Origin of the sequence: Halobacillus sp. BBL2006, assembly GCF_000786645.1 — a bacterium.
In the GTDB taxonomy this organism is placed as follows: domain Bacteria; phylum Bacillota; class Bacilli; order Bacillales; family Halobacillaceae; genus Halobacillus.
Genome location: NZ_JRNX01000040.1, coordinates 1 through 1,947, shown reverse-complemented (window position 1 = coordinate 1,947; position 1,947 = coordinate 1). Strand labels below are relative to the sequence as shown.

The 1,947-nt window shown below is 41.3% G+C and carries 3 protein-coding genes; 2 read left to right on the top strand and 1 reads right to left on the bottom strand.

The window, feature by feature from the left end; genetic code table 11:
- On the bottom strand, positions 1 to 1,238 hold a 1,238-nt coding region (locus LD39_RS01700), incomplete at its 3' end, for an ATP-dependent helicase (protein WP_035542219.1).
- A 267-nt stretch (positions 1,239 to 1,505) separates the two neighbouring features.
- On the opposite strand from LD39_RS01700, the gene LD39_RS22920 reads away from it, so the two are divergent.
- Together LD39_RS22920 and LD39_RS22445 are read left to right on the top strand one after the other, a co-directional pair.
- Entirely contained in the window at positions 1,506 to 1,679 is a 174-nt protein-coding gene (locus LD39_RS22920) for a hypothetical protein (protein ID WP_197061373.1), read from the top strand.
- Positions 1,680 to 1,819: 140 nt separating this feature from the next.
- Positions 1,820 to 1,947: DUF4317 family protein (locus LD39_RS22445; RefSeq protein WP_156112549.1), on the top strand; the 128-nt coding region annotated here is incomplete at its 3' end.

Here is a 1,947-nt window from a genome sequence, read left to right as displayed (position 1 = left end):
TTCAGCATGTCTTCAACGATCCAATGCTTAAAGAACTTTGCATCGATGTCTTTCATATAAAAATCGATGCCCGCTTTATCGAGCTTGTCCGCGAGCGGCACGGCTGAAGAATTGTTGCGGTAGAGGACTGCGATTTCCTCAGCTCCTCCGCTCTTCTTAATTTCTTCGGTCACATACTGCAGCTGATCTTCGTAGTTACGCATCGAGTTGATTGCAATCGGTTGATCAGAAGGGTTATCCGTAAACATCTCCTTCGGGTAACGGTTTTGATTTCGCTTGATGAATTGATTGGACGCTTTCACGATTTCCTTTGAGGACCGATAATTCTGCGACATCGTCATGACTGTGGCATCTGGATAGGTCTTCTCGAACTGCAACAGCTTCGTGACATCCGAACCTCGCCACATAAAAATCGACTGATCATCATCCGCAACTACACAGAGGTTGTTTTGCGGCTTAGCCAATAGTTCGACAATTTCATGCTGAACGACGGAATTATCCTGGCTCTCATCGGTCAAAATAAACTCAAACTGTTGTTGATACTTAGATAAAATTGCTGCATCGTCATGCAAGATTCTGTAACAATAGGTGAGCATATCATCGAAATCCAACAACAGCCTATCTGCATTGTTCTTGAATTGCTCATAAGCTTGATAAATCGATGCTGCGCTTTTGACATTGCACTTAACCCGTTCCAGTTCTCTCCCCTCTATCATACGGTTTTTCACAAAACTGATATAGGTCATCAGCTCGTCGATATCGTCATCAGATATCTGCACACCATTTGTATCCTCATAAAGCTTTTTCAAAATGAACTTTTTATGAAGCGGAATCTCGGGACCATCCCAGCCTTTCTTCAACTCTTCGTCGCTGATGTTCCCTTCGATGAGCTGGAAATCCTGGCTGTTTTTCCTCAACCACTCACGGACGACTTTAAAGGCGAAGCTGTGAATCGTCGAAGAGTGTACTTTATCACTCGTTAAACCGGAGAAGAAATGATCGAAGCGCTCTGACATATCATGAGCCGATGCCTTACTGAACGTGATGGCCATGATCCGGTCCGCTCTCACCTTTTCTTCCAATAGCAAATAGCCTATTTTCATGTTAAGCGTTGTCGTCTTGCCTGAACCGGGGGACGCCAACAGAAGCAGTGGGCCATTTGTATGCAAAACCGCTTGTTTCTGGACCTCGTTCAATTGGACGCCTGTTTGTTCTTCCATTAATTCAAAGAAATTCATAACGGCGTTCCTCCTTCCTTTATACGGACTTTATAGGGGAAAGAAAAATAGATGGAAGAATAAGCCCCTAACTAAGAAAAGGACTCCTTCTTCCATCTACTTTTTTAAACTGATTGGGCTTATTGATTCCCGACTTTTACTATTATATCTGCTGTTACGTTAGGAATCCACCTTATTTTTCTGAACAATACGGAACAGCTGATTTCCTTTTTGTATAAAAAATAAGCACCTTCTTATACTAAACATGAAAAAAGAGGAGGAATTCTTATGGCAAAGAAAACGAAGAAAAATGATCCAGAGCAAAAGCATAAAAAAGGGTTTGATATTAAGAAAGTTGACACTGAGTTCTCTGATGAAGTTGGCAGTGCAGCCGCTAACAAAGCCCACAAAGAAGATGCAAAACGAGCAAGAAAATCTAAAAATCCTCAGCAAAATAACTAGAAGTAATCACGACTTTTTCATTACGGAGAAGTCGTTTTTCTTTTCCATCCATCTATGTCTTAATGTCCGCTTCCATTCGTAAATCCTATGGTAAAATGAGAGAATCATAGAACGAAGATTAATTTAGGAGTGAACGATCAATGGACAAAAAAGATATAGCGGGCATTCGCAGACAATTCAAAGTGGATAATGACTTATTGAAGATCTCTGACATCTTCAACGTCTATATCATGAAGGAAACCACTGACATTTACCATCACCAGAGCCA